The 25,532-nt window shown below is 45.5% G+C and carries 16 protein-coding genes and 1 tRNA gene; 3 read left to right on the forward strand and 14 right to left on the reverse strand.

Features of this window, described 5'->3' with window-relative positions; genetic code table 11:
* Positions 1–151: 151 nt before the first annotated feature.
* The 8 genes from HMPREF0833_RS06640 to HMPREF0833_RS06675 form a co-directional block, all read right to left on the reverse strand.
* The gene (locus tag HMPREF0833_RS06640) at positions 152–865 is read right to left on the reverse strand and encodes a hypothetical protein (RefSeq protein ID WP_003015121.1); all 714 of its coding nucleotides are present in this window, start codon (positions 863–865) and stop codon (positions 152–154) included.
* Positions 866–1,305: 440 nt separating this feature from the next.
* Complete coding sequence (locus HMPREF0833_RS06645; RefSeq protein WP_013904282.1) at positions 1,306–1,713, reverse strand: DUF4430 domain-containing protein; 408 nt, start codon at positions 1,711–1,713, stop codon at positions 1,306–1,308.
* On the reverse strand, positions 1,691–2,179 hold the full coding sequence (locus tag HMPREF0833_RS06650) for a hypothetical protein (RefSeq protein ID WP_013904283.1): 489 nt from the start codon (positions 2,177–2,179) through the stop codon (positions 1,691–1,693). Before HMPREF0833_RS06650 ends, HMPREF0833_RS06645 begins: the two co-directional genes overlap by 23 nt.
* 9 nt (positions 2,180–2,188) lie before the next feature.
* Positions 2,189–4,618, reverse strand: coding sequence for an ATP-dependent Clp protease ATP-binding subunit (locus HMPREF0833_RS06655; RefSeq protein ID WP_013904284.1), 2,430 nt, complete (start codon positions 4,616–4,618; stop codon positions 2,189–2,191).
* The gene (locus tag HMPREF0833_RS06660; RefSeq protein WP_003002068.1) at positions 4,619–5,083 is read right to left on the reverse strand and encodes a CtsR family transcriptional regulator; all 465 of its coding nucleotides are present in this window, start codon (positions 5,081–5,083) and stop codon (positions 4,619–4,621) included.
* 373 nt (positions 5,084–5,456) lie between these two features.
* Positions 5,457–9,167 carry an alpha-L-fucosidase gene (locus tag HMPREF0833_RS06665; protein WP_013904285.1) on the reverse strand — a complete coding sequence of 1,237 codons (3,711 nt, stop codon included), beginning with the start codon at positions 9,165–9,167 and terminating at the stop codon, positions 5,457–5,459.
* A 102-nt stretch (positions 9,168–9,269) separates the two neighbouring features.
* Positions 9,270–16,070 carry an Ig-like domain-containing protein gene (locus tag HMPREF0833_RS06670; RefSeq protein WP_013904286.1) on the reverse strand — a complete coding sequence of 2,267 codons (6,801 nt, stop codon included), beginning with the start codon at positions 16,068–16,070 and terminating at the stop codon, positions 9,270–9,272.
* 369 nt (positions 16,071–16,439) lie between these two features.
* The gene (locus HMPREF0833_RS06675; RefSeq protein ID WP_013904287.1) at positions 16,440–16,961 is read right to left on the reverse strand and encodes a Dps family protein; all 522 of its coding nucleotides are present in this window, start codon (positions 16,959–16,961) and stop codon (positions 16,440–16,442) included.
* Between the two features lie 168 nt (positions 16,962–17,129).
* Between HMPREF0833_RS06675 and HMPREF0833_RS06680 the strand changes: the two genes are divergently transcribed.
* Positions 17,130–17,600, forward strand: coding sequence for a COG2426 family protein (locus HMPREF0833_RS06680; protein WP_003002130.1), 471 nt, complete (start codon positions 17,130–17,132; stop codon positions 17,598–17,600).
* 408 nt (positions 17,601–18,008) lie between these two features.
* Here HMPREF0833_RS06680 and tsf read toward each other — a convergent pair whose 3' ends face one another.
* Complete coding sequence (tsf, locus tag HMPREF0833_RS06685; protein WP_003016974.1) at positions 18,009–19,049, reverse strand: translation elongation factor Ts; 1,041 nt, start codon at positions 19,047–19,049, stop codon at positions 18,009–18,011.
* Between the two features lie 82 nt (positions 19,050–19,131).
* Entirely contained in the window at positions 19,132–19,914 is a 783-nt protein-coding gene (rpsB, locus tag HMPREF0833_RS06690; protein WP_003016971.1) for a 30S ribosomal protein S2, read from the reverse strand.
* Between the two features lie 254 nt (positions 19,915–20,168).
* On the opposite strand from rpsB, the gene HMPREF0833_RS06695 reads away from it, so the two are divergent.
* Positions 20,169–20,239: transfer RNA gene (locus tag HMPREF0833_RS06695), tRNA-Cys, on the forward strand.
* A gap of 450 nt (positions 20,240–20,689) precedes the next feature.
* On the opposite strand, the gene nusG is transcribed toward HMPREF0833_RS06695, so the two are convergent.
* The 3 genes from nusG to rpmG form a co-directional block, all read right to left on the reverse strand.
* The gene (gene nusG, locus HMPREF0833_RS06700) at positions 20,690–21,226 is read right to left on the reverse strand and encodes a transcription termination/antitermination protein NusG (RefSeq protein WP_003002077.1); all 537 of its coding nucleotides are present in this window, start codon (positions 21,224–21,226) and stop codon (positions 20,690–20,692) included.
* A gap of 464 nt (positions 21,227–21,690) precedes the next feature.
* Positions 21,691–21,867, reverse strand: coding sequence for a preprotein translocase subunit SecE (secE, locus tag HMPREF0833_RS06705; protein ID WP_003002261.1), 177 nt, complete (start codon positions 21,865–21,867; stop codon positions 21,691–21,693).
* Positions 21,868–21,876: 9 nt separating this feature from the next.
* Positions 21,877–22,029 (reverse strand): 50S ribosomal protein L33, encoded by a 153-nt coding sequence (gene rpmG, locus HMPREF0833_RS10415; RefSeq protein ID WP_003009043.1) that lies wholly within the window; start codon positions 22,027–22,029, stop codon positions 21,877–21,879.
* Positions 22,030–22,173: 144 nt separating this feature from the next.
* On the opposite strand from rpmG, the gene ypfJ reads away from it, so the two are divergent.
* A complete protein-coding gene (gene ypfJ, locus HMPREF0833_RS06710; protein WP_013904290.1) occupies positions 22,174–23,085 on the forward strand; it encodes a KPN_02809 family neutral zinc metallopeptidase in 912 nt (303 codons plus the stop codon).
* 189 nt (positions 23,086–23,274) lie between these two features.
* Here the strand turns inward: ypfJ and pbp2a are convergent, their stop codons facing one another.
* On the reverse strand, positions 23,275–25,509 hold the full coding sequence (gene pbp2a / locus HMPREF0833_RS06715) for a penicillin-binding protein PBP2A (RefSeq protein ID WP_013904291.1): 2,235 nt from the start codon (positions 25,507–25,509) through the stop codon (positions 23,275–23,277).
* Positions 25,510–25,532 lie beyond the last annotated feature (23 nt).

Raw genomic sequence — 25,532 nt, forward strand, 5'->3', positions numbered from 1 at the left:
TATAATTTTTTATAAATAGATTTTCTTTATGTTTTTATTATAAACTATATTTTCTATCTGTCAATAGTTTTTTATAAAAAAATATATTTTTATTCGAACCAACAAAAAAAGATCTGAAAAGAGAAGCTTATCCTTTCAGATCTTTCGAATTTTATTCACGAGTGAGGGAGTGGCTGACACCGTCTTTCAGAACTGTCACACTGGACACAGAGCCATCTTTTCCAACTACGATATCTAGAGTCGCTGCAGACCCATCGCCTGCTGAGAGATTAGCATGGTAATGACCATCATCCAAAGTATAGTTATAAGCGCTGATACCATAGGCTACGGGTTGGCCCCCAGGAAGTTGGATGGTCACTTGACCACCTTGGCCAATAGTAACTCCAGTGTCGCGTTTGTCAGACCAATTCCCAGCTGCTGCAGAGAAATCCCCTGCTGCTACCGAATAGACTCCCTTGTATTGGGCATTCTCCGTAGCAGAAGCTTGCTTCTTAGCATGGGCATGACCGTCTTCTAGACTTGGCAATTTTGCTTTCGCTGGTGTTGCTGGAGTGGCTACTTCTTTTGTTACGGGTGCTGCTGGTGTCGCTTCTTCAGCTGGAGCAGGTGTTTGACTAGCTGCAGCTTGGTTATTTTTGCTACCAACGGTATGACTTTCTTCTGATTTGCTATCAGAGGATGAAGAGGCAATCGGATCTTTACTAGTGATCACTTTTTTCTTAGAAGAGCTTGTTTGTTTGACTTGACTGGTCTTTGAACTGCTTGCTTCTGAAGTTTTTTCTTCTTTATTCCCGCCACAAGCTCCTAGGAAAAGAATAGCTGTCAAGGCTAGGGCTGCTAGGGAAATGATTTTTTTGTTTTTCATAACAAAACCTCTTTTGTAACATTTGTAATATTTTGTAACATTATTGTAACACTGTTATATGAGGCTGTCAATAGTTTCTCAAATATTTTTCTAATTTGAAAGAAGTTTTAAATAAGCTCCTAAACTTTAACAAAAAAAGCCGGACAAACTAGCCGACTAGAGCACGTAGACAAATTGTTCTTTTATACAAATATAATACCTCCTATAAAGATAATATAATTTTATTCGTTAGGGGTACTCAATGATCTACTGAAACTTTCCGCTGTGAGAAAAGTGCTAGAAACACTATTGTTTCTAGCACTCGGGAGTTTTGGAACCTTAGGTCCAAAACTAAGTCATGGAACTTCTTCGAAGTTCGCTGACGTCCGTACTCACCTAAGGAAAGTTTCTAAGATAACTTTATCTTTAATCTGAAGCCGGACACACTGTCCAGCTCCTCATTATTGATACACTTCTTGATAGAATTCGATCTTGTCTCCTTTTTTAACAGTGGTTTCAGCAGCACCTTTTGGAGCCATTTCGCCATTGATCTTGTACATCCAGTAAAGACCTTTGGCTTCATCTTGGCTGTGACCGTCAATCGAGGTGATCATGCCATTTTTTTCTTCAATCTTGTAGTTGGCTTTGAGCACTTTCATGAGGTTACTCTCTTCTGCCACTTTCAAGGTTTTCGATTGCGCTTTTTGACCTTCTGGCGTCACGCTAATTGTAATCGAAATTTCGTTTTTCTTGGCAACTTCTGTGCTAGAAGCAGTTGTTTGATTGTTTGTGCTATGAGACGGAGCGCAACTCGCTAAAAGAAGAGCTGCAAGTAAGGTCATCAAGCTAGAAATGATTTTTTTCAACATAAAATCTCCTAAAGATTTGATAGATAATGGGATAGAAAATGATCGTCGACAGAGCATGGGCAAGGTTAAAACTAAAACCATTGACCAAAGCATAGGTCCACCAAGGAATATGGTAAATCAAGGCATAAACACTATCGATCAAGACCCCATAAGCAAAGGACAGTAGGCCCACAAAAAGGATCTGAAGGACAAAGGGCAACCACTTGTAACAGATACGCCAAAGGAGCATCAAGCAACCAAAGGCGACAATCTGAAAGAACACAATCAGGCTCATCCCCAGGAAAAAGGCGGAGACAAACATGGTGATCATCATCACAAGAAAAGCAAAGCTATACCCTTCAAATATCACTAAGAGAAAAAAGATGGCAGAAATAGGTTGGACATTTGGAAAAGGGGCAAAAGCCTGACGTAGAGCGACACAAAGGGCCGCCAAAAGCGAAATACGGGTTAATCGCTGAAGCGTCATGACGTCCTCCTAGACAATCTCGAACTTGATCGTTCCGGCTGTCGTTCCAACCTTGATGGTTTGCCCTTCTTGGGCTTGCCCTTTCAGCAATAGCTCTGCTAGTTGATCTTCCACTTCGGTCTGCAAGACACGACGCAGTGGGCGAGCTCCCATTTCTGGATCGTAGCCTTTGGTTGCTAGCAACTTGAGCGCTGAAGGCTGGAATTTGAGAGTCATGTCTTGTTCGGCCAAGGTCGCGATGAGCGGTTTGACCATGACTTTCACCACCTGCTGCATGTCCTCGCTTGAGAGACTATGGAAGACCACCTTTTCATCAATCCGGTTGATAAACTCTGGACGATAGGTCTTCTTCAACTCTTCAAACATGCGTTTTTCCATATTGGCCTGATCAAAGCGAATATCTTTGGCACCAAAGCCAACTGTCTTATCATCCCGAAGGGCTGTTGCTCCCAGATTTGAGGTCATGATGATAATGGTATTGGAGAAATCAATCTTCCGGCCTTTGCTATCGGTTAAGACTCCGTCATCCAAGACTTGCAAAAGGACATTAAAAATATCTGGGTGGGCTTTTTCCACCTCATCAAATAAGAGAACTGAATATGGTTTGTTGCGAACTTTCTCGGTCAATTCGCCTCCTTCTTCGTAGCCCACATAGCCTGGAGGGGCACCGTTGAGGCGGCTAGCCGCAAATTTTTCCATGTACTCACTCATATCAAAACGGATGAGGGCCGATTCATCATCAAACAGAACTTCTGCCAAAGCTTTGGCTAGCTCTGTTTTTCCGACACCGGTAGGTCCTAGGAACATGAAAGAACCGATCGGACGTTTATTGCTACGAATACCTGATTGATTGCGTCGAATAGCCCGACTGATACTCGAAACGGCTTGGTCTTGACCAATCACGCGCTTGTGCAATTCTGCTTCTAAGTTTAGGTACTTCTTGGCATCGGTTTGGGTCAGTTTTTGAGTTGGAATACCCGATAATTGGCTCAAGGTCACCAAGACATCTTGGTCAGTGACTTCTTTTTTGTAGACAATGGGAGCGGCCTCTACTTCTAAGAGTTGGGCTGCTTTCTTCCACTTGCCATCCATCAAGGCCCGATCCAAGGCGGTCAACTCTTCTTTTACATGACCGTTGGAATCGCGGTTTTGTACGGTAGCTGCCGCTTCATCCAAGAGATCAATGGCTGAATCTGGCAATTGACGGCTGGTCAAATAGCGGTGGGCATATTTGACAGCTGTTTCGATCGCTTCATCAGTAATGGTCACATGATGGTGGTCCTGATAGGTCTCTTTCAAGCCTTGGAGAATTTGGATGCTATCTGCAACACTTGGCTCTTCAATGGTGACTTTCGCAAAACGCCGAGAGAGGGCTGCATCTTTTTCGATATGCTTTTGGTACTCATCTTGGGTCGTTGCTCCAACTGTACGCAAGGTTCCTCGTGCCAAGGCTGGTTTTAGAATATTGGCTGCGTCTAGGGTCGAATCAATGCCGGATCCTGACCCCATAATGGTATGCAGTTCATCGATAAAGAGAATCACGTGACCGTCTTCTTCGATGTCCTGGATGATATTGTTCATCCGTTCTTCGAAGTCTCCACGGAAGCGCGTCCCTGCAACGACATTCATGAGATCCAATTCCAGGACACGCATTTGTGCGATTTCAGCTGGAACATTGCCACTAGCGACACGCTGGGCCAGACCTAATGCAAGGGCGGTTTTCCCGACCCCTGCTTCTCCCACCAATACAGGATTGTTCTTCGTCTTGCGGCTGAGGATTTGGATCATGCGTGAAATCTCTGCATCCCGGCCGATCACAGGCTCAATCTGGCCTGCCCGCGCCATTTCTGTCAAATCACGGGTATAATCTTCAAGACCTCCACTGGTGCTTGGGGGCATGCCCATCATATTTCCCATGGTTTGGCGGTTAGGGTTTTGAGCCCGATAAAGACTCCGAATGGCTTTGATATCATTCTTGTCCCAGCCTGCCTTGTCTTCTAAATTCTTGCGAAGGGAGGCAATAGGAACTCCCTTGTCTTGCTCTGTAAAGGCAAAGCCGGCAAACTCCATGACTTGGCTAGCCAAGGTCCCACGGTCTGCTAGAAGAGAGAGGAGCACATGCTCTGTTCCCAAAGTCTTGGCATGAAGGACCTGGGCAATCTCTCTTGCGTGCTTCATAATCGCTTCCATCCGATAAGAAAATGGGAAGATTTCATACCGATTGTCGCTTTGAAAAGCTTGACCTGTAATATGCTCCGCTGCATCCTGAAACTCATCGATCTGCATAGGATAATCGTTCAGTACAGAACCTGCCACGCTATAGGGATTATTGGCCATAGCCGTCAGGAGATGCCAAGTATCTAAGGTATGCCCCTGATAGTGGCCTGCTAGTATTTGGGCCGCTTCTATACTTTCTAACAGTGCTGTTGAATAGTTCATCTAGTCGGTATTTCCTTTTCTATCTACTTGTTGAATGATTTTTTTCAGCATCGTTGCTCGTAGGATGAGAGCATCTCGACCTAGGACCTCATCGGAGGTCGTCGCAAGCAAGAGCTGAGCCTCACGTTTTGTCAATAATTTTTCTTCATAGAGCATCTGGAGGATATCATTGAAGACCTGCTGGCTGATGGTCTCTCCAATATTGGCTGCCAAGTCTTGGAGCATCTGATGGTGATCTGAAAACTGGACCTTGCCAATGCGGATATAGCCACCACCACCGCGCTTGCTCTCTACAATATAGCCTCGGCTCTCGGTAAAACGAGTCTTAATGACATAGTTAATCTGACTGGGTACGACCTGAAAGACATCGGCTAACTCACTTCTTTTGAGCTCTGCCATGCCAGCTTGAGCCAGCAAGGCCTTAATATAAGCTTCGATGCTATCAGATGTGTTCTTATTTGCCATGATGCTCCTTTCTGGCTTGTTTTTTTCTAGATGGATGCTCTGTTCTTTGGCCCATAAAAAATGGCCTTGGAGTGTTCCTTCTCATCATTGACCTTATTTGACTATTATACAATTTTTACGGCTGTAAATAAAGCAAAGACTCCATGGAAATAGGAATCTCTTAAGGAAAGGAGAAAATAAAAGAGAGTGGGACAAAAGTCCTAGCCTCTCAATTATTTTTGGATTGTCGAGCAAGACGCAGTGGTTGAGTGGGCTCTACTACGCTGATTTCATCAGCTTTTACAGCCCTACTCAACTGTGCGGAGGTGGGACGACGAAATCGAATTCTAACGAATTCCCGATTTCTGTCCCACTCTCTTATGACAAGAATGAACTACTCTTTGCGACGAGCGAATTTCGCGCCTCCGCCCAAGAATCCTAGACCAAGAAGGCCTAACCAAGCAAAGAAACCACTTTCTTTTGTACCGGTTTGAGGAAGTTTTCCTTCCGATTGCAGAGTCGGACTTTCAACACCTTCTTTTTCCGAATGGTCTGAAGTCAAAACAGAAACTGCTTCTGGGGTTTTCAGTTGCAAGAGAACGGGTCTTTCTTTTTCTTTTTTGTCTTCTGTTTGAGAAAGAGTCATAACTTCTGGCTGCTCCTTACTTGGAGTGACAGGAGTGGTAGGAGTCGGCATATCAGCTATCAACGAACTTTCTTCCGCTTCCTTCGTTCCGACTTCTGTGATCTGGTCCTGAGCCTCCACTTCGACAAAGGCATCGACTTCTGTCCGAATTTCTTTGCCTTCTTCTTGTCGAACCTCAATCAATTTCAGCCGGCGTCCGACCTTCCCTGCTTGAAGGATCCGGCTCTCGCCCTTGGCCAAGTCCTTGTTCTCACGTGTTTGACTCTCAAATGGAATCTCCTCCGCTTCGATGAGAAGTTCTGGTTTTTCAAGAATCAAATCCCGAACACCTTGATCTGGTCGTGTCTGCGTCAGCGGTTCATAATTGCGAGCATCTTCTAAGATAGTTTCAAGGGCTTCCACTTGATTAGCTGCAGCAACCAAATCTGGTCGCTCTTGATCCAACAACTGCGTCAAGTCCGTCAATTGTCCTTGAACCGTCGGTTTGAGGTCTGCTTTCAAGCGCTCGAGAGAAGTAGCCTTGATCTTTTCTACTCCTTCTCTGATGATCTGTTGTAGCTCTTCTTGACTGAGCAACTGGCTATCTTTCCCTGATAGGATAAATCGATCTACCTGGATGGCTCTAGATGACTGAGGGTCATTGAGGGCTGGATCTAGGTGCAAGCGTAGCTGGTGGTAGCCTTTTGCTAGACCTTGCAGATTGACCAAACTCTGGTCGAGCTTGCGTTGGTCTCCATAGCCACTGAAATAATGGTCGCCGTCGATCTCATAATCATGGCCACGCCCTTCTTCGAAGGCTATTTCTTTTCCATCCAGAGTGACGCTGTAGAGACCATGACTTGGGTCGACTACTCCTCGGACCTCCACACCGGTTCCCTTAAAAGTGATGGTCACTTCAATGTGTTTCTTGCCTTCTTCATCGGTCACTTGGTTAAAGCTCGACCAAGATTCTGTGCCATTTGAGAAGTCTTTGTTGTCCGTCTCATGGTGCCAACCTTGGCTATAGTGCAGTTTCGGATCTTGGTCATCTACTTCTTTGCGATTTTTTGGCAACTGGTCCTCGTTCATTACTTGGACTGTCAGTTCTGGAATAAAGCCGACCAGACTTCCTTGATCCGGATGGAGCAATTTGACCTTAAAGTCATAGACGTCGGTCGCTTTTCCTGCAAAATCAAGGGTTGGAACTTGGACTGTTTTTTCTGTTTCGCCATCAGCGAACTCAAGGGTGACATTGGTATCTTTGTAGACCTTACCATGAACCCCTGTTCCTGGTTCTGTGATTAATTTCAGACTGGCACTTCCTTTAGAGCCACCTTTTCTCTTGACGACGACTTGCGCTGGGTCGCCTTTCTTAACGGCTAGGGTTGGCTGAGCAAACTCAAAGAGACCCTTTTCTTGGTTATTGAGAGCATAAATCCCTTCCGTTGCGATCGCATCTCCCTTGCTATTGACCAAGGTCAAGGTGTGGGATCCTGCTGCCAAGTCCGGTGTTTCATAGACCTTTTGGCTACGTTTGCGGCTTGGACTTTGGGTATTGACGGTCGCTAGCTTTTGGCCATCGACATAGACATCCATTTCCCCGTGACCAGGGTCGACAGTTGCGACCACATAGGCTTTGGTGCCTTCAAATTGATAGGTCACCGAAGCTCCCTTTTTCTTGGTCCACATAGAGGTGCCTCGAACACCTTCTCCCTCTTCATTCCACTGGCCATTGGCCCGCTCAGCTGTCCGATCAGAATGATAAGTCAAACCAAGCGGATAGCCATCGGTTTCTTCAATGCTAGCTGGGGTCTTATAGACAGAGACTCCGTTCAAGATTGGAGTAGCTTGGGCATCAGTGATGGACACCCGGATATAGCGACTATCAACTGGTTGCCCTTTGATCAATCGGCGGTATCCCACAGTTGAACCAGCTCCATAAGGAACCCATTGGCCATTCACTGCCACATCAATAGTAAAACCGGAAATCCGTTGGCCTTTCTCAATCGTTTCTTTGAGCTCTACTACATCAAAGTGTCGCTCTTTTCCAAGATCGAGAACAAAAGAGCCGGTCTTGGCATCATCTGCAGGTGCCCAACTGGTCTTTTCATCGCCATCTGTCAAATGGCTGGCCTTGTAGAGCGGATTGCATCGTGTCGAGTCAGCTTCTACTAAAGCTCCTGCCGCATAGTTCACACTGTAGAGTTGGTCCAAGGTCTGACGGAATTCTTTCAAACGGGCCACATCGGCATCCGCAAATTTCCCGTCTTGGTTGGGTGGAATATTGAGCAGAAGCGGGGTTCCACGGCCGACCGATTTGAAGTAAATGTCCATCAATTCGCGCAAGGACTTAGGCTCTTGATTGTCATGATAAAACCAGCCGGAGCGAATAGAAACATCCGCTTCTCCCACTGAGTATTGCTTCCCTTCCGGATCCCCGTGATTGAGGTAACTATTAGATGGATTGTTGCGGATCTTATCTGGATTGACCTTTTGCCAAACCGGATCTCCGGCAATCCCCTTTTCATTTCCAATCCAACGAACATTGGTCGGCTCAGCTGAGAAGATGGCAATATCCCCTTGGGCCTTGCGAATGGCTTCAAACCACTTGTCAAAGGTATAGGTGACTTTTTGAGCCCCATCGCCACGCGCTCCATCCATCCAGACTTCTACGAATTTACCCTTGTTCCCATATTTTGGATCTTCAAGGATTTCCTTAAGCTGGTTGAGATAGTATTCATTGTATTGGTCCTCTGTATCCACATGGTAGAGCGGGCTGTGAGCATCCCAAGGAGAGAGATAGACCCCCATGCCCATGTCATACTTGCTGGCAGAAGCAGAAACCTCGGCTAGGACATCGCCTTTTCCATCTTTCCAACCACTTTTGGCAATGGTATGGTCGGTGTATTTGGAAGGGTACAAGAGGAAGCCATCATGGTGCTTGACGACCATGATGGTCCGTTTGAAGCCCGCGTCCTTGAGTGTTTTGATCCACTGATCGGTATCCAGATGCTCTGGATAAAAATAATAAGGGTCTTCTTGCCCATCTCCCCATTCACGATCGTAGTAGGTATTCATCCCAAAGTGGATGAAGGCTGCTAGTTCTTCGCGGTGGTATTGCATTTGGGCCTTGCTTGGAAGCGGACCATAGTCTGCAATCTCAGGCTCCTCATCTAGAGAAGTGGCTGGTTGGCTTGCTTCTGTCCCTTGACTGACTGCGCCGTTTTCTTTCTCACTAGTAGCTGCTGAGGCATGCTCTGATTCTTCTTGGTGCTCGTTCACAGTTTTCTCCTCCTTTCCTTGGTGATCGACATCGCTTGTTTCAACCCGTTCTTCACGTGGTTCACTATTCTCAGCTTGTTCCTCTGCGTAACTGGTAGTAGCTCCTAAAAAACAAGTCGCTACGACTACCGAGCAGACGCCTACCGAGAGTTTACGAATGCCAAATCGAATTCTCTGATCAACTAATCTTTTTCCCATATTCTATTCCTTTATGTCATCAGGTAAAGAGGGTGGGGCTTCCCATCCTCCTTCTTTTACCTGTGAACTTTTCACCGTTTTTTACTAGTTTCTCTAGCCGTCTTACTTGGCCTTTTTGGATCTTTTTTTCTGATCGTCCAGCACAGCACTGGCAAGGCCTGCTGCTAGGATTCCAGCAACGAGGCTTGCGACGCTTTCTTCCGTTCCCGTATTTGGTAATCTACCTTCGGAAACTGGAGCAGCTGAAACTGCTGGTGTTTGAGCGGTTTTCTCGACTTCCTCCCCTGCTGCATCTGTCCCTTCCTGGCGCACCGCTTTGACCTCAAGAGATGCTTGAGGAGTTGCGGTAGCTACTGGTCCTTCTGAGACATGAGAAGTCTCTGGGTTCGGAAGCGGTTGTGGCTCTGGCTGCGGTTGTGGTTCTGGTTGTGGAGTGTCTGGAAGCACTTCTTTCGTGCCCACCTCTGTGATTTCTGCCACTGGATCTAGCTCTACAAAGGCATCCAGTTCCTTCCGGCTTTCCACACCATTTTCTTGAGAAACTTCCACCAAGCGCAATTTGCGGCCTTTTTGACCTTCTTGAACCACACGTTTCTCACCTTTTGGAAGATCCGCATTTGGACGTTCTAGGCGTTCAAAGTCCATCTCTTCTGGCTCAATCACCAACTCTGGTTTGGTGTGGACCAGATTCTTAACCCCTTCTTCGGGAATGGCTGAGCCTGTAGGTGCTTTTGCGGATAGAGAAAGTTGATATACTTTTTCGAGCTTGCCATCTTCTGAGACAACCTTGACAAGAACCGGAGCATTGGCACTTTTAGCATCGATGACCGTAACGGCTGTTCCATTCTTGCCTTGTGCTGAAACGATTGGACGATCCCCCTCATACTCTAGATGATAATCTGTCACATCTGGTTTAAAGCCTTCTAGATCTTTGCCATTGACTTGGATCGTGACATCAGTTGTTGCCTGAGCCTCTTCTGTTGGGGCATAGGCACTCAATTCAATGATTCCGATTCCTTTAAGATTTTCATCACGAACCATTCTTAAACGGATGGCTTTGGTTCTGGTTTCATTGAAGCTGAGGTTAGAGATATAGCCAGCTTCAAAGTCATAATCTAAGCTATAAGGAATTTCTTCCCAGTTAGAGGCTTGGTTAAATGGATGATCTGGAAGATTCTTCAGATTGCCATAATCATCCGGAACCTCAAAGTCTGGACCAATATAGCGTTCAAGAACGGTTTTCGTTGGTAGGCCTGTTTCCTGATCTGCAAAGAAGTCGACCGCTACTTTATTGACCAAACGCTCTGTTACTTGACCATTTTTCTTGAAGATGAGACCAGCAAAGGCTTCGGTTTGTTCTGGTTCTCTCTTCCAGTTGGTCCAACGATAGTATTCGTTGTAGCCACCATCGTTGATGTAATCGATATAGTCGATTTGATTTGGATCGAGATCATTGGTTTCACTGGCAAATGCCCTGGTATCCTCTGCATTGTAGTCACGGTTCACAGAAAGGTTCTCTCCTGTCTTTTCTGACACCCGGACAGTCAGCTGAGCTGTCAGATCATAACCGAGGACCTTTCCTTCTAACGTGAAGCTACCTTCGTGAGAAAGCGCATCAGCTGGGATAGCCTGCCAGTCCACCGTAAGTTCCTTGCGTTCATAGCCTGTGTCCCCTTGGAAGTAAACGCCTACGGTAGATGGTAGAACCAGATCTTGACCGACTTTCACAAAACGGCTACCTGCTTCCACTGCTACTGGGACAGCTTGTTTCAATTTTTCTGCATCGCTTGTGAGATGGAGGCGGTATTCTTGTAAGATGGTGCCGTCTTCTGCTTTATGGATGACACGGATTGGCTCCCCTTCATGGACACTTGGCACAACCGTTGCAAGACCGTGATGGCTGGCTGTCGCTTCCACTTGTGGATAAGCCCGATCACGCGCATCGATGTAGTAATCGGTCACACTTGGATTAACACCTGGTAAAACCTCACCGTTGACACGAATGGTCACCTGGCTCTTTTCTTCTGCCGCAACCTTATTGGCAAATACCTGAATCTCTGAAATAGAGCTTCCACGTTTGCCTTCTGGTGTCTTCATGCGGATCCGAACGGCATAGGTGTCGACTTTATCAAAACTGAAATGATTCATCTTGCCAGCTGCTACCGGTTCTTCAACGGTTAGGTTGCTGACTTCTTTCCAGTTAGCTGGATTGTTAAATGGATGGTCTGTTTCGTCTTTAACACGATTTGGATTGCTTGGAACTGTTGGGATTTGTTCCCCTGTATAGTACTCAATCACATATTCACTTGGAGCTCCAACGCCGTGGTCTTCGTGGAAACCTACATGGAGGTTGTCCACTGCTCGCTTAGTCAAGATACCAGAATCCCCAAACAAGATCCCAACCGAATCTTCCGCATTATCACGGCCCCAGTTGGTCCAACGGTTAGCTGGAGCATCGGTAAAGGAGATGACCTTATCATTGACCTTAGCAACTGGATCCGCATCGTTAGAATCACTTGCAAAAGCGAGTGGCAAGACAGAGCCTGTCCATTGCTCTGCTACGTTGGCCCCCTTGACTGTGTTTGCGGAAACACGAATATGAAGACGCGTTGAAAGATCGGTTCCTTCTACACGACCAGAGAGGATAACTTCTCCTTCTTTGGCCAAGAGTTGCGGATCGACCGCATCCCATGCCACCTTGGCAGTATAGGTCTTGCCATTAGAGTGATAGGTCCGTACGCTTTCTGGAAGAGCTGGTTTTTCGCCGACTGGAGTGGTAGTGCTGACTTCTTCTACAGCGATAATGCCTTCAACCGTCACTTGAGCTTGGGCTTCTTTCTCCACACCCTCTACATGACCGGTGACTGTAAAGCTATGGTAATCCCTAACCTGATCCGCTGTTACAGCATCCCAGGTCACGTGTTTTTCTTTAGGGAATCCCTTGTCATACTCAACCAAGACGGTTTCTGGAAGAGCTGGCAACATGTTTCGATCGGTACTGATTCGTACAGGACGCACCTTGACAACCGTCTTTTCTTCTGGATTTGGCGTGATGGTAAAGCTGACTTCTCCTGTTTGTCCTTGGAAGTTGGCTTCTAAATGAACCAGCCCTGCTTCCCGCAATTCCAAACCTTTCTTAGTCGTAACTGCTTTTCCTTGACTACCAGCTCTTGTCTTCACATCGATTTGATCTGCTTTCAGACTCGCTAGACTACCATCTTGGTAATGGGCAATGACTTCAAGTGGTACCGTTTGGTCTTCCTTGAGTTCTTGCCCTTCTGGCAGACGCAATTCTAGGCGCTCAATCCGTGGACTTTCTTCTTGGAATTGTACCACATAGGTCTGTACTGCTCCCGTATCCTTAGCAGTTACAAAGATTTGAGCTTTCAAACCATTTTCGCGGCTAGCTTGTAGGACCGTCACTTGGGCATTTTCTGCACTTGCTGTGACTTGACCTGGCTCTTGACCATAAGCGAGGGAACGGAAAATAGTATGGTTGCCACTACCAAATTTTGGAAGAGCTACTCCATCTAGCTGAACCGTTGGTTTCTTAGCCTCGGCTACATCTCCTCCTGCAACCACTAGTGTCGCTTGGACCGTTTCCCCATTGCCTAGGAGTCCTGTCGCTTTCAAGCGTGCTCCTGGTGTGGACAACTGATCTTCTTGACCAGCTTCCAAGGTCCATTGATCGACCTCATAGTGGGCAGTGGTCCCATCGGTGAAAACTAATTGCACAGCCTTATCCACCGTCGCTAGATTTGCTCCCTGTGGGATTTGTTTGATGACTGGAAGGACTTGTTCCACGCCGATCACATCGACCAGAGCTTCGACCGTGCGTCCTTGAACATGACCTGTCACACGGACTTGGCCAGCACGGCTATAGTCTGCCGCATCCCATTCAACGGCTTCTTCTTGGGCTTTGCCATCGCTATAGACCACATTGACCTTACTTGGCAAGGTTGGTTCTTCTCCTAGATAAGCACTTTGTCGAACAGGTTCCACACCTAATACAGTGCGTTCTGCTTGGTCCTTCTTACCTGTAAAGAGGCTGACTTGGTCTGATTGCAAGCGATCTGAGTCTGCATACAGAGTAAAGGCACCCGCCTGCTCAGTTGATTTGACAATCACAACCCCTTTGCCATTGAAGGCTTTGCGTTGCCATGAGCCATCTTCCTGCGCTTTGTAGCGTTCACGGCTGGCTTGTTCCCCATTATCGACACCAACAATTTGGCCCTGTCCATGCAAATGGAAATGCACCAAATTATTGGCTGTTGGTACGACACGACCTTCTTTATCGACGATTTCATAGGTAATATAGGTCAAATCCTTACCGTCCGCTGCGATCGCATGTTCTTCTTTCAACAAACGAACACCCGCAGCCTTGCCGGCTGTTTCGACTTGATCTTTCGCGATCACTTCTCCTGCTTCGTTGCGCGCAATAGCTTCCACTTTACCTGGTACATAAGGGACCAACCACTCTAGATAGAGTTCATCCGGATTTGCCCCTTCTTGGTAAGTCCGGCCATCAGCTGTGGTCTTCTTGGTAAAGGTCTTCACTCCTTGTGATTCCCCATTGACAATCAATTCCACACTGTGGGCATTGGAGAAGGCACGAACAGGAATCCGACCTTCTTCATCCATGACACGATTGGCTAATTCTGGATTGTCCCAGTTCCAATGTGGCAAAAGATGGACCATCGGATGTTTCTCAGCCGATACCCATTGACTTTGGTAAAGATAAAAATCATTCTTTGGAAGGCCGGCAGTATCGACAATACCGAAATAAGAACTTTTCACAGGTGTGTCATTTTGGTTGTGCCATGGGGTTGGCTCACCGATATAGTCGGTACCGGTCCAGATAAATTGTCCTGCATAGCCGGCATGATCACGGTCAAAGGTCCAAGAGGCTGTCGCTGTCCGACCCCAACCAACCCGGTCATTGCCGTAGTCTGATTGTTCATAGTGGCGGTCTTCTTGGTTGCTTCCTACCCATTCTCTTTCAGGATGGTAGTAAGAGCCCCGTGTCCGCGTCGCAGAAGAGGTTTCAGAACCATAAATGAGCCAGTGTGGATGTTTCGCCCGTAAGCTTTCATAGTTGGCTTCTGAATAGTTGAAGCCAACCGCATCAAGCTCTGCTGCTACCTTTTCATGGCCTCCTGAGCCATCACCAAAGCGGAATTTATCGGCTCCCATAGTGACATAGCGGGTTGCATCCACGTTCTTGATGGTCTTGACCAACCGACGAACAGTTGCGACAGATTTGTCTGAACCATCTGCTTCACCGACTTCGTTACCGATCGACCACATGACAATGGCTGGATTGTTCTTGCCCCGCTCTACCATGGTCCGTAGATCGTAATCGGACCAAGTATCGCCTTTCCGTGCTTCTGGGTGAGTGGCATCCTTTTCAAAGAAACGACCGTAATCGTATTGTTTCTTGCCACCATACCAGGTATCAAAAGCTTCTTCTTGGACCATCAAGCCCAACTCAGCTGCAATTTGCAAAGTTTGTTCACTCGCTGGGTTGTGGGTCGTCCGGATCGCATTGACTCCCATATCCTTCATCTGTTTGAGACGACGGTATTCAGCCTTGTAATTTTCCTCAGCTCCAAGAGCCCCGTGGTCATGGTGAAGAGATACCCCGTGGAATTTCGTCGCCACCCCATTGAGGAAGAAGCCACCTTCTGGCGTCCAGTTCAGATAGCGATAGCCAAAGCGTTCCTTTTGCACATCGACCAACTGCGAATCCCGATAAACCCGCGTATACAAGGTATAGAGAGCTGGATGATCCGTTTTCACATCCCAGAGGGTTGGTTTTTCAACATGCAAGGTTTGAGATAGGTTGATCTCTTGACCTGCTAGAACAGCTTGTGCTTCACTGCGCGTTTTTTCGCTCACCACTTGGCCATTTTGATCGACAATTTCATATTCTGCATAAATACTATGGGCTTGATCATCCTGGTTAACAATGCGACTCTTCACCACTGTATCTACTGCCCCATTTTGCTGTTTTTCCAACTGAGGGGTCGTAATCGTAGTCCCATACTGCGCTAAATGAACCTTGTCCGTTACACTCAGCTTAACATCCCGGTAAATCCCACTACCTGAATACCAACGGCTACTTGGTTGTTGATTGACCACATGAACCGCAATGGTATTCTCGCTTCCATCCGCATTCAAATAAGGGGTAATATCATAAGAAAAGGCATTGTAGCCATTTGGATAATGACCGACGAATTGTCCGTTTACATAGACTTTGGAATCCATATAAACCCCGCCAAATTCCAAGCGGACCTTCTTATCTAGATCTTTGTCGTCCAAACGGAAGGTCTTACGATACCAAGCATCCCCTCCGTTTAATTGCCCCCCTTCATTTTGAGCAGGAGAGTTGTGATCGAAATCAAAGAAAATAGACCAGTCATGAGGAAGATCTAATTTTTTCCAATCCTTGACATCCACTTGACGCCCTTCTGCACCAGGAGCTGCATTTAATTTAAAATACCAATCTTTATTAAAATCACGTTCTCGATCTTGCACAATATCCTCCGCTACACGATTTTGGTCTGGAGCAGCTGTTTCTTCTGTTCCTGTAGCACGCTCAGATGAAGCTGAAACGGGCTGGCCTTCGCCTTGAGGCGCTGGCTTTTCCTCAGCTCTGGTAGGGGTGATGACAGCTGGAGCTTCTGAAACCCTTGCACCAGCTTCAGGAACTTCCGTTTCTGAGTTTTCCGTCACAACACTTAGTGTCTCCATCGAAGTCGGTTCACTTTCGAGGGCTGGCTTTTCTTCCGCATGGACCCTTGAAAGACCCAAGGCAGAAATCCCAATCACAACAGAACAAGCTCCAACTGAGAGCTTACGAATACTAAAAACAGGACGCTTTTCAAAAAAAGACTTTCCCATAAAAACCTCCTCTTAGGATTAAAACTCTTATTTGTAAGCGCTTTCTTACAATCGTAGACGCTTCCAAAAATCACATATTAACTATACCAAAAAAAGAGGACCGATAGGTCCCAATTTCACTCCAACTATAGTTAGATTAAGAACTCCTTTAATTAGTGGAAATCTCCGTAACCCAAAAAAGAGGCTGGGACAAAAGTCCTAGCCTCTCAATTATTTTTGGATTGTCGAGCAAGACGCAGTGGTTGAGTGGGCTTCACTACGCTGATTTCATCAGCTTTTACAGCCCTACTCAACTGTGCGGAGGTGGGACGACGAAATCGAATTCTAACGAATTACCGATTTCTGTCCCACTCTCTTTTATCGTTTCTCTTATAATCCTGGTTCTTGACCAAGTTCAGCAGCAAGCATCCAAATGTTCTTTTCAAGCTCTGCTTTTGCCCCAACAAAGATATCGTTGGTTACATCGTCGCCTTCAGCGTCGGTAACATCCAAAGCTTTTTGGTAAAGTCCATCTAGGTAATGGAAGATTTCAAGAACACGTGTTAAGCTTTCTTCTACATTTTTCGTAAATGTTCCACGGCGTTCTTCAATATTGCTGTGTTCCAAAAATTCAGTCATGCTAGAATAAGGAGCGCCACCAAGAGTGATCAAGCGTTCGCTCACTTCATCCAAGGTTGCATCCAAGCTGTCCATGTATTCGTCCATTTTTGGATGCCAAACCATAAAGCCACGTCCACGCATATACCAGTGTACTTGGTGAAGGGCAATGTGAGCGACGTAGAGATCTGCTACGACTTGGTTCAAGAGGGCTTTTGTTTCTGGAAGAGTTTCTTTATTAGAAGGTGCAAAAGTTGCTACATCAGTAGCTGCTTCATGTTTCATAGTTGTCATATCGTTTCTCCTTTTTATAATGATTCTAATTAACTATATCTTTATTATATGCTTCCTCCATCAGAAAGTCAAGATAAAAGATTTAAAAAGATTATTCCAAAGCTGGAATTGTTGCCAATTGAAAGAAGATACGATAGAATGAAGAAGACTAATCGAAAGGCTTGACCAATGAAATATATCTTTACATTCCTAATCTCCATGGTTCCCCTTGTTGAATTGCGCGGGGCCATCCCTTTTGCCATTGCAAATGGTATTCCCTTATGGACAGCGCTCCTAATCGGAGTGATCGGAAATCTTCTCCCTGTCCCTCTGATCTTCTTCTTCGCCCGCCATATCCTCACTTGGGGCGCAAAAAAACCGATCATCGGAGGCTTTTTTAGCTGGTGTCTCAATAAAGGGCATAGAGGCGGACAGAAATTAGAAAAAGCTGCAGGAGACAAGGGAATCTTCTGGGCCTTATTGCTCTTTGTGGGGATTCCTCTTCCGGGAACTGGTGCCTGGACTGGTGCCCTTGCAGCTTCTATCCTTGACTGGGACTTCAAACGCAGTAGCCTCGCAGTCATGCTGGGAGTGATCCTAGCCGGCCTCATCATGGGAACCCTGTCCCTGCTCTTAGGAATCGATACCTTCGCACATTAAGCAAAAGAATGAGCCCATGATATCAATTCACATAATATTTTCTCTGAATCTTTCCTTAGGTAAGTACGGACGTCAGCGAACTTCTATGAAGTTCTATGACTAATCAAGATACAAAGGGCGTCTGCGGATAAAGTCAAAATAGGAAGTTTAACGAAGAATCTTTAGATTCTAGGAAAACTTATCTTTTTGACACAATCCGCAGCCCGTGTTCAATTAGTTTTGAACCTAAAGTTTCAAGCACTTTTCTCACGGCGGAAAGTTTCAGAAAATATTTGGATGAATCTCCGGTAACGTCTGTTATTTTTGAAAACAAAGTTTGTTTAATATTATAAAACAGCTTAAACAATGATATAAGATATTTTCCACACAAAAAAGAGGTTCCCTTCGAAACCTCTTATTTTTTTATTCTTAGTTATTAAGAGCTGCTGCCATTGTAGCTGCAACTTCTGCTTCAAAGTCATTTGAAGCTTTTTCAATACCTTCACCAACTTCAAAACGAACGAATTCGATAACTGAAGCATTTACTGATTCAAGGTAAGCTTCCACTGTCTTGCTGTCATCCATGATGTAGACTTGTGCAAGAAGAGTGTAGGCTTGGTCAACTTTTGTGTTGTCCAAGAAGAAGCGATCCATTTTACCTGGGATGATTTTATCCCAAATTTTTTCTGGTTTACCTTCAGCTACCAATTCAGCTTTGATATCTTCTTCAGCTTGAGCAACCACTTCGTCAGTCAATTGTGCTTTTGAACCGAATTTCAAGTGTGGAAGAGCTGGTTTACCAACCATTGCACGGCTTTCGTTATCTTGGTCGATAACGTGATTCAATTGTGCCAATTCATCTTTCACGAATTGTTCATCCAATTCTTTGTATGAAAGAACAGTTGGTTTCATTGCAGCGATGTGCATTGAGATTTGTTTAGCAAGTGCTTCATCTCCACCTTCGATCACAGAGATAACACCGATACGTCCACCGTTGTGTTGGTAAGCACCGAAGTGTTGTGCATCTGTTTTTTCAAGCAAAGCAAAACGACGGAATGAAATTTTTTCACCGATTGTAGCTGTTGCAGATACGTATGCAGCTTCAAGAGTTTCACCTGAAGGCATTGTCAAAGCAAGAGCTTCTTCGTTGTTAGCTGGTTTACCTTCAGCGATCACTTTCGCTGTTGCGTTCACCAATTCAACGAATTGAGCGTTTTTCGCAACGAAGTCAGTTTCAGCATTTACTTCAACTACTGCTGCAACATTTCCGTCTACATAAACACCAGTCAAACCTTCAGCGGCAACACGGTCAGCTTTTTTAGCTGCTTTAGCCATACCTTTTTCGCGAAGCAATTCAATCGCTTTTTCGATATCACCTTCAACTTCAACCAATGCCTTTTTAGCGTCCATGACACCGGCACCAGATTTTTCACGCAATTCTTTTACAAGCTTAGCTGTAATTTCTGCCATTTTGATTCTCCTATATTTTTTAATAAAATAAGAGGGTCGGGCTGAGCCCTGCCCTCTTAGGTTCGTTACTTATTGAATGAAATTAAGCGTTGTCGCCTTCTACAACTTCAACGATTTCTTCGATTGAATCAGCTTGACCTTCAGTAGCTGCCAATTCAGCTTCTACTGTAGCAACACTGTCTTCACCTTGACGTCCTTCGATAACAGCGTCAGCCATTTTCGCAGTGATCAATTTAACAGCGCGGATAGCGTCATCGTTCGCTGGGATGATAACATCGATATCATCTGGGTCAGTGTTTGTGTCGACCATCGCTACAACTGGGATACCCAATTTCTTAGCTTCTTTAACAGCGATTTGTTCTTTATGTGGATCCACAACGTACATTACGTCTGGGATACGAGGCATGTCTTCGATACCGCCCAAGAATTTTTCAAGACGAGCGCGTTGTTTGTTCAACAATGCAACTTCTTTCTTAGGAAGAACTTCAAAAGTTCCATCTTCTTCCATGCGTTTGATTTCTTTCAAACGAGCGATACGTTTTTGGATTGTTCCCCAGTTAGTAAGAGTTCCACCCAACCAACGGTGGTTGATGAAGTATTGACCTGAACGAACAGCTTCTTCTGCAACAGCATCAGCAGCTTGTTTCTTAGTACCTACGAACAAGATCACTGCATCGTTTGCAGCTGCATCACGCATGAAGTCGTATGCTTGGTCTGCATATTTTACAGTTTGTTGCAAGTCGATAACGTGGATTCCGTTACGTTCTGTGAAGATGTACTTAGCCATCTTAGGGTTCCAGCGACGAGTTTGGTGACCAAAGTGTACACCAGCCTCAAGAAGTTGTTTCATTGAAATTACTGCCATGAGTAAGTTCTCCTTTTTTGTTTTTTTCTCCTCTCTCAGACGTCAACTTGCAGCACGACCACAAGGGCAACGGCGCCACAATGGATCCGAGATGAGTATTTTGTTGTTTTAGACAACTCTATAAGTATAGCAGAAATCCCTAGAATTCGCAAGCCATTTGAGAGATTTTTTCAACTTCCTCCTTCTACAATCATTTGAGCCAAAAAGTTTTTCTTGACCAATCTTATTTTTTAGGTTACAATAATATTTGTTATGGCGGTATAGCCAAGTGGTAAGGCACGGCTCTGCAAAAGCTTGATCGTCGGTTCAAATCCGTCTACCGCCTTGATAATAAAATTTTTTATCATCTTTTATCTTTTAAAAATTCCCCTAGCAATAGGGGTTTTTTTGTTGCACTTCAGGTTTCTTTCTTAATGATGGATTTCCTAAAGCTCTTCTTTTCTATGCCAAGCACACCTCAAAAAATCCTAACAAATACTCTATGTAAACCAAGGGTCCCCAAAAAATGATAAAATTGTAATTGTCCTATCTGCTGCAACTACCAAGTACTTTAAAATTGTTACCGATCTAAAAAAACATCGAAGAAAAGAGAGAGTGGGACAGAAATCGGTAATTCGTTAGAATTCGATTTCGTCGTCCCACCTCCGCACAGTTGAGTAGGGCTGTAAAAGCTGATGAAATCAGCGTAGTAGAGCCCACTCAACCACTGCGTCTTGCTCGACAATCCAAAAATAATTGAGAGGCTAGGACTTTTGTCCCAGCCTCATTTCGTTTCTTACAATTCAGCAATTTGGTTCAAGTTCACTTCTGCAACCGTATCGTTACCGAACATAGAAATGACCATTTTCACCTTGTTGTTATCAATTTCAGTGATCTTACCAGTATAGTCTGTGAAGGCACCGTCGATGATACGAACTGTATCGCCCACCTTGACATCCAAATCAAACTCTTGAACAGTTTGACCCATAGAGAGCAAGATACTGCGGATTTCTTCTTCCAACAATGGGGTTGGTTTTGAACGGTTCCCGTGTGATCCGACGAAACCAGTAACGTTCGGTGTATTCCGAACGACAAACCAAGCTTCATCTGTCATGACCATTTCTACCAAGACATAACCTGGGAATCGGTTTTCTTCGATTTCTTTTGTTTTACCATTTTTCTCAACTTGTACGGTTTGAGTTGGAATCTCTACACGCAAGATATTTTCTAACATATTGTAAGTTTGCGCACGTTGCAAAAGATTCTCTTTTACCTTGTTTTCATATCCTGAGTAGGTTTGTAGTACAAACCAGCCTTTATCAAAACTGTCCATTTGGGCATCCTTTCTTTCTGTTTAGCCTGCTCGAGCTTTTGTGAACATACTAAAAAAAGCCTCTTGGCTTTCCTTTTCCTAGCTTCATTATACCACATTTTGTAAGAATGCAAAGAGGTTTGCTGATTTATTTTTAAGAAAAGACCACAAAAAGTGGGAGTGGGAAAGAACTCTGATATAAAAAGGTTGAAAAGGTTCCCCAAACCTTTTCAATCTTCCCACCCCCGCATAGCTCCAACAGTCTAGGAGACTGTTGGAGGTTGCAGATAAAGGAAACATTGTTTCCGTCCACATAGGCCATCTTTGAAGCTTAAAAAGCGAACAAAGACTTAGGATACTTGCTTCGCAAGTTTTATCCGCCACCTCAAAGCAGTGCTTTGAGCAATCAGCCACTGCGTCTTGCAGTTATTCCTATCAAAAATCAAAGGCTGGACAGTTGTTGCCCAGCCTCTTGGCTTCTTTTCTTAAAAGAAATTGATCATGTGCAATAGGCCACGTGCAATGACTTTGTCGAACAAATAAATCAAAGCTACAAAGAAAGCGGTGTACTCAATCACTGAGATAAAGTTTTTCCATCTTTCCTTGCGATTTGGCCAAGTTGTATCTTTTAGTAAGACGAAAATATCTTTAATGAATTTCACAACTCTCTCCTATCGTGTTTCTTTATGGATGGTATACTTACTGCAATGCTTGCAGAATTTATTGACTTCTAGACGTGTTGGTTTTGGTGTCCCACTCAACTTAATGGAGTAATTGCGTGATCCGCAAACCGTACACGCTAGACTTGCTTTTTTTAGTGCCATAACGCCTCCGTTCACCCCATTATAGCAAGATTTCTACATTTTGACAAGAATAGAAAATCTAGTGTCCAGAAAAAAGCAAATCTAAAGCGTTATCCCACTGGTTTTCTCCTCATTTTTGGTAAAATAAAACAAAAGGAGACGAATATGAAAAGTGATCACCTAAAAGAGAGTAACAACATTGAAGATCGGCGAGGGCAAAGCTACTCCCAGTCTTCTAGCAACAGTAACCTTGGCGGGGGGATTTTACAGATCTTACTATCGCCTGGAAGCTTCAAGAGTAAGATCATCATTATCCTCCTCATAGTCTTTCTAGGAGGAGGAGCTAGCCTTGGAGGTCTCTTTGGAAATGGGACTTCTTCTCAACCTTACCAGTCCACCCAAGTCACGCGCACCAACAAGACCCATGTCGACGATGCAGATGCCCAGTTCGTCAGCAAGGTCCTTGCCACAACAGAAGATCATTGGCACAAGGTCTTTCAAGCCGAAGGACGGACCTACCAGGAGCCCAAACTAGTCTTCTATACTGGACGGACAAAGACAGGCTGTGGGGTAGGTCAAGCATCGGCTGGCCCTTTCTACTGTCCAACCGACAAGAAAATTTATTTGGATATGAGCTTCTACAAGGAATTGACAACCAAATACAAGGCTAGCGGTGACTTTGCCATGGCTTACGTGATTGCCCACGAAGTCGGGCACCATGTACAAAACGAGCTGGGAATCCTTGGCAAATACCATCGGATGCAACAAGGTCTTTCTGAAAAGGAACGAAATGCCATCAGTGTCCGCATTGAGCTACAAGCCGATTACCTAGCAGGTGTCTGGGCCCGCTCCATTCAAGACCGAAATCTTCTAGATATCGGCGATATCGAAGAAGCTATGAATGCAGCCCATGCCGTCGGTGACGACACTCTCCAGGAGCAAGCCTACGGCTACTCGGTGCCAGATAGCTTTACCCACGGGACTTCGGAACAACGCATGCGCTGGTTCAAACGGGGCTACCAGTACGGAGATCTCCAACACGGCGATACCTTTAGTTTGTCAGATAGTGAACTTTAAACAAATAGAGGCTGGGACAAAAGTCCTAGCCTCTCAATTATTTTTGGATTATCGAGCAAGACGCAGTGGTTGAGTGGGCTCTACTACGCTGATTTCATCAGCTTTTACAGCCCTACTCAACTGTGCGGAGGTGGGACGACAAAATCGAATTCTAACGAATTACCGATTTCTGTCCCACTCTCTTTTTGATTAGAAACCAAGCCAGCCTTTGAAGGTATCCCAAGCGTTTTTTGCTTTTCCTGGGATATCGGCCTCGTCGATTGCTTTTTTCGCATCATCGACCATATTCGACGCCTTCTCTTTGACATCCTCAAAGAAACCTTTGTCTTCTTTGCTGTCTGTTTCTGTATTTTCTTCTCCGACTGGCGCAATGCCATTTTCAGCATAAGAGTTCTTCACCGAGTCAAACTGAGTACCGTCTGTATAAGGCAGGACACTGTTGGCAACATTGCGGAAGATCTCTGACGCCGTTCCAGCACTACTGTCCGTCAGGTAGTGATTTTCATCGGTCGTTGGGAAACCAAGCCATTGACTGATGACCACATCTGGCGTGTAGCCGATCACCCATTGGTCTCCAGAGAGGTCCTTGTTAAAGCTGGTCTCTGTCGTACCGGTTTTCCCTGCCATGGTATAGCCATAAGGTGCAGCATTAACCCCTGTACCATTACTAAAGGTACCAAGCATCATATTGGTCATCTTATCTGTCGTTGAACCACTAAGCACTCGGGTTGATTTCTGGCTGTGGCTCTTGACCACTTGGCCACTTGCATTTTCGATCTTGGTAATGAGGTGAGCATCATTCATGACCCCGCCGTTAGCAAAGGTTCCATAGGCCTGAGCCATCTGCATCGGATTGGTTGTCACACCAGCTCCCAAGGCAACGGCAAGCGACTTGTCCACCTTGTCCATGTTGAGTCCGAATTTTTTCCCGTATTCAAAGACCGTATCGAGACCCAAATCATTAGCGGTCGCTACGGCAGGAAGGTTAAGGGATTCTGCCAAGGCCTGGTACATCGGTACCGTTGGGCTAGACTGGATTCCCGCGTAGTTATTAACCTCATAGCTTCCATATTGAGTGGTACTATTGTCCAATTCCTTATTGGTCGACCAACCTGCCGCAACGGCTGGGCTATAGACCACTAAAGGTTTAATGGTAGATCCTGGACTACGGGCAGCCTGGGTGGCATAGTTGTAGGTACGGAAACCTGGATTTTCATCACTGCCGACGCGCCCTACGAGAGCCCGAACCCCTCCGGTCTTAGGATCGAGTGCCACACTACCAGATTCCGCGCGCGTGCCGTCTTCCGCTACTGGGAAGAGGGCTGTATTGTCATAGATCACCTGCATACTTGCTTGGTAATTTTGATCCAGCTCAGTATAGATCCGGTAGCCATTTTTGACAATGTCTTCTTCGGTCAGGCCGTATTCATTGACCGCTTCATTGATAACCGCATCAAAATAGGATGGGTAGCGATAATCCTCCGACTTACCTTCATAGGCATCGATCAGCTGGCCATGGATATCGACAGCAGCAGACTGATCAGCTGTTTTCTGGTCAATATAACCAGCTGCCACCATATTTTGGAGGACCGTATTGCGGCGATTGGTCGCATTCTCTACCGAATAGAGCGGGTTATAGATTTCAGGCCCCTTGAGCATACCTGCGAGAACCGCAGACTGATCCAAGCTTAATTGACTGGCTGAAACCCCAAAATACTTCTTGGAAGCATCCTCAATACCCCAAACCCCATTTCCAAAATAGGCATTGTTGAGGTACATGGTGAGGATCTCTTTTTTACTGTATTTCTTATTGATTTCAAGCGCCAAGAAGAATTCCTTGGCCTTGCGCTCCACCGTCTGGTCCTGAGACAGGTAAGCATTCTTGGCTAGCTGCTGGGTGATGGTCGACCCCCCACCTGAGCGACCCAGAGTCAAAATCGCTAAGAAGAAACGACCATAGTTGATCCCGCTATTCTTGTAGAAGCTCCGGTCCTCTGTTGCGACCACGGCATGTTGCAGATTCTCACTAATGGCATCGAGTTCGACATAGGTTCCTTTTTGCCCGGTCAAACTTCCCGCCTGGTCCCCATTCTTATCATAGATAATGGTAGTCGCCTTCAGTGCATTCTGCAAGTCCTTGACGTTGGTCGTCTTAGCGAGGTAGAAGAGATAGCCTCCCGTCAAGAGGCTAAAGCCTAGCCCAATGATCAGGAGAATCTTGGTCAAATGGAAACGACGCCAAAAACGACGGAAGGGATGCTGAGAGAGAGGCTTGCTTCTGTGCTTGCCTGAGCGACTATAGGTCGGCTCTACTGTCTCTTCCGGTAGTTCCGTGTCTGGCACTTCTTCTGCCACCGCTTTGGGCGGATGATCCTTTCTAAAAAAAGTGATCAGGTTCTCAAATAATTTTTTTATTCTATTCATACCTGTTATTGTAACACCTTATC

Origin of the sequence: Streptococcus parasanguinis ATCC 15912 (assembly GCF_000164675.2) — a bacterium.
Lineage (GTDB): Bacteria > Bacillota > Bacilli > Lactobacillales > Streptococcaceae > Streptococcus > Streptococcus parasanguinis.